Annotated in this window: 3 protein-coding genes, 1 tRNA gene and 1 pseudogene; 1 reads left to right on the forward strand and 4 read right to left on the reverse strand. The window is 66.2% G+C overall.

All coding sequences use genetic code 11. The annotated features are described in order from the left end of the window. The 3 genes from ACT84W_RS09415 to ACT84W_RS09425 form a co-directional block, all read right to left on the reverse strand. Nucleotides 1-180 (reverse strand): non-canonical purine NTP pyrophosphatase (locus ACT84W_RS09415; protein ID WP_444329012.1); only part of this gene is annotated, 180 nt, incomplete at its 3' end. Between the two features lie 22 nt (nucleotides 181-202). Beyond that, nucleotides 203-946, reverse strand: coding sequence for a ribonuclease PH (gene rph / locus ACT84W_RS09420; RefSeq protein WP_444329013.1), 744 nt, complete (start codon nucleotides 944-946; stop codon nucleotides 203-205). 62 nt (nucleotides 947-1008) lie between these two features. Next, nucleotides 1009-1084 (reverse strand) — tRNA-Val (locus tag ACT84W_RS09425). Between the two features lie 170 nt (nucleotides 1085-1254). Here ACT84W_RS09425 and ACT84W_RS09430 point away from each other — a divergent pair. Then, nucleotides 1255-2790: a Mur ligase family protein gene (locus ACT84W_RS09430; RefSeq protein ID WP_444329014.1), complete on the forward strand. Its 1536-nt coding sequence runs from the start codon at nucleotides 1255-1257 to the stop codon at nucleotides 2788-2790. Between the two features lie 225 nt (nucleotides 2791-3015). Here the strand turns inward: ACT84W_RS09430 and ACT84W_RS09435 are convergent. Then, a pseudogene (locus ACT84W_RS09435) lies at nucleotides 3016-3764 on the reverse strand (butanol dehydrogenase); the annotation flags it as partial.

Genomic DNA, 3764 nt, shown 5'->3' on the forward strand with positions numbered 1-3764 from the left:
GGCCTTGATCAGCGCGTTCTCGTAGAAGTCGGAGCCGTTCTCCTCGGGGTCGGGGAAGTCGCCGAGCTCGCCGAGCGCCACGAAGCGCACGTCGGGCATCACGCGCGAGAGGATCGTCTCGATCTCGACGACCTTGTGCGCGTTTCCGGTCGCCACGACCACGGTTTTCTTGTCCGCCATGTTTTCCTCCTTGTTTGGGCCGTCAGTCCCTGAATCCGGTCACGTCGTTCTGGATGGCCACGAGGCGCTCGATGGCCGCTTGGCCCATGTCGAGGAGCCCGTCGAGCTGAGCGCGGCTGAGCGTCGAGCGCTCGCCCGTGCCCTGCACTTCGACGATGCCGCCGGCGTCCGTCCCCACGAGGTTCAGGTCCACGTCCGCGTGGCTGTCCTCGGAGTAGTCGAGGTCGAGAAGCGCCTCCCCGCCGACGATGCCCGCCGAGATCGCGGCGACCTGACCGGTGAGCGGCAGACGGTTGAGCTTGTTCGCGCGGACGAGGCCCATGAGCGCGTCGTGCAGGGCGACCCAGGCGCCGGTCACGCTCGCCGTTCGGGTGCCGCCGTCCGCCTGAATGACGTCGCAGTCGAGCGTGACCGTGATCTCGCCCATCTTTTCCATACGGACGACGCTGCGCAGGCTGCGGCCGATCAGGCGCTCGATCTCCATGCTGCGGCCCTTTCGGGCGCCGTACTCCCGCTTTGACCTGCGCTCGGTTGACGCGGGGAGCATCGCGTACTCGGCGGTGACCCACCCGCAGCCGTGGCTCGCGCGGCGCCATTTGGGCACGCCTTCCTCGACGGTCGCGCAGCACAGAACGCGCGTGTCGCCGAACTCGGCGAGGCACGAGCCGTCGGCTGTCTTAATGATGTCGTTCGTGAGCTTGATGGGCCGCATCTGGTCCGCGGCGCGGCCATAGCTGCGCTCGCGCGGCGCTTCGGGGGTAGTCATGCTTCTTGCCTCCCTACAAAGAAGCCCCGGACCGCGCTCGCGGGCCGGGGCCGGCTATCCTATGGTGGGCGATGAGAGGTTCGAACTCCCGGCCTTGTGCGTGTAAAGCACCTGCGCTAGCCGCTGCGCCAATCGCCCAGACCAAGCCAGTTTACCATACGTTCCCTCCCACCCTCACTGGGTGACAGTCATTGCGTGCAGCATCCTGTGACACCCATCACTGGGTGACAGTCATTGGCTGATGGGTGTCCCAAAAGTGCTGCACGCAATGACTGTCACCCAGTGTTGGGCGGCTTATACTGGAGCGCATGGATACCTTGACTTTATCGCAGCTGGCAGGCGAGCTGCGCGCGCACGACATCGCCTGCGAGGTCCACGCCCCGACCACCACCGACCCCGTGATCACCGGCGCCGCCTGCGACTCGCGCGCTGTCCGTGCGGGCGACATCTTCGTCTGCAAGGGCGCCGCGTTCCGCCCGGCGTTCCTCTCGTCCGCGCACGAGGCGGGCGCCGTCGCCTACCTCGCCGACGCCGTCAAGCTCCCCGAGCTCGCGGCCGCCGAGCCCGCGCTCCCCGCCCTCACCGTCGCCGCCGAAGACCTGCGCCGCGCGATGGCCATCGCGTCCGCCGCCGCCTTCGGCCGGCCCGACCGCGACCTGCCCATCATCGGCATCACGGGCACCAAGGGCAAGACGACCTGCGCTTATATGGTCCGCTCCATCGTCGACCACGCCCGCGGAAAGGGAACCTGCGGCATTATCGGCACCGTCGAGACCTACGACGGCATCGAGGACGGCCCTTCTCGCAACACGACGCCGGAAAGCCCCGACCTCTGGCGCCATCTGGCAAACGCCTGCGACGCGCAGCTCGGCGGCCTCGTCATGGAGGTCTCCAGCCAGGCGCTCAAGTACGACCGCAGCTACGGCGTCGACCTCGCGCTCGGCTGCTTTCTGAACATCGGCCTCGACCACATCAGCGCGGTCGAGCACAAGGACTTCGAGGACTACTTCAGCTCAAAGCTGCGGATCTTCGATCAGTGCCGCAGAGCGGTCGTCAACCTCGACTCCGATCACGCCGACCGCATCCTCGAAGCCGCCCGCTCGGGCTCGGCCGACCGCGTCCTGACCTTCGGCCTCAACCGGCCCGAGGCCTATGCCTGGGCCTCCGACCTCCAGGCCGACGAGACGGGCATCCGCTTCGCCCTCCACCTCGGCGAAGAGGCGCGCCCGGCGTCCCTCCCCTTCCCCGGCGACTTCAGCGTGAGCAACGCGCTGTGCGCCGCCATCTGCGCCGAGGAGCTGGGACTTTCCATCGACCAGATCGTCGCCGGCCTCGCCGTCACACACGTCCCCGGCCGCATGGAGTTCTACCGCACCGACGACGGCCGCGTGACCGCCGTCGTCGACTACGCGCACAACCGCATGGCGTTCGACTCGCTGCTGTCCGCCATTCAGGGCAGCTTCGCCGATGCCGAGAAGATCGCGGTCTTCGGCGCGGTGGGCGGCAAGGCCGTCGAGCGCCGCCGCGACCTGCCCGAGGTCGCGGCAAAGTACGTCGACCGCATCGTGCTGACCACCGACGACCCGTGGACCGAGGACCCGGCAGACATCTGCCGCCAGATGGAGGAGGCGCTGCCCGCGGGCTTCCCGCACGAGACCGTGCTCGACCGCGAGGCCGCCGTCGCGCGCGCCTTTGACCTCGCAAAGAGCTGCGGCCGGCGTGCCGTGGTGCTCCTTCTTGCCAAGGGATCCGACGCGACGCAGCACGTCGCCAACGGATACGAGCACGTCGAGACGGACTCCGCGCTCGCCGCACGCCACATCGCGGAGCTGAATTCGCGCTAGAGAAAATCGTCCACTTGCTGAACCCTGTAAAATTGGCGCCTGTAAAGGGGCTCTAATTTATAAGAATCGCGATTCTTTATAAATTAGAGCCCCTTTTTGCTCCCGTTATTAATATGAATGGCCTGATTCCGAATCTAGGAAGAAGAACGACAACATCGACGCAAAGAAACCCCGTCGAGCGCGAAGCTCGGCGGGGTTTCCAGACTTTACGCTACTAAGCGAGGCTTAGAAGTCGATGTCCGTGTCGTAGTAGCAGGCCTTGAGGATCTTCTCGAAGTCGGCAGCCTTGGTCTCGCGCGGGTTCTCCGGCGTGCAGGCGTCCTGCTCGGCGTTCGCGGCGATCTCGGGAAGCTTGGCCAGGAACTCCTCCTCGGAGACCATCTGCGGGTTGTCGGCGTCGACCTTGACGCCGCCGTTGGCGTAATCCTTGATGGACTGCGGGATGTTGAGCTGGTCGTTCATGTCGCGGATCTTCTTGACGAGCGCGGCGATGAGCTCCTCGTTGGTGTTGCCCGGAAGGTGCAGGATCTCCTTGGCGACGTAGGCGTAGCGCTCGGCAGCGCGCGGGTCCTTGGAGTTCCACTGGATGGCCTTGCCGAGGTACATGGCGTTGGCGGCACCGTGGATGATGTGGCCGTTCTCGAAGGCGGCGCCGGTCTTGTGCGCCATGGAGTGAACGATGCCGAGCAGGCCGGACGAGAAGGCGATGCCGGCGATGCACTGGGCCTCGTGCATGTGCTGGCGAGCCTCATGGTCGCCAGTGTAGGACTTGGGCAGCCACTCGACGATCTCGCGGATGCCGTGGAGGGCGTTGGCGTCGGTGAACATGGAGGCGCAGGTCGAAACGTAAGCCTCGAGGCAGTGGGTCAGGGCGTCCATGCCGGTGTGGGCGCAGAGCTTGGCGGGCATGCTGTAGGTCAGCTCGGGGTCGACGATGGCGACATCAGGGGTGATGTTGAAGTCGGCCAGCGGGT

Origin of the sequence: Paratractidigestivibacter sp., assembly GCF_052362415.1 — a bacterium.
Lineage (GTDB): Bacteria > Actinomycetota > Coriobacteriia > Coriobacteriales > Atopobiaceae > Paratractidigestivibacter.

What these genes read in the sequence shown, in the direction of transcription:
- ACT84W_RS09430 (WP_444329014.1), top strand. Translation starts at nt 1,255, where the DNA reads ATGGATACCTTGACTTTATCGCAGCTGGCAGGCGAGCTGCGCGCGCAC.
- rph (WP_444329013.1), bottom strand. Translation starts at nt 946, where the DNA reads ATGACTACCCCCGAAGCGCCGCGCGAGCGCAGCTATGGCCGCGCCGCG.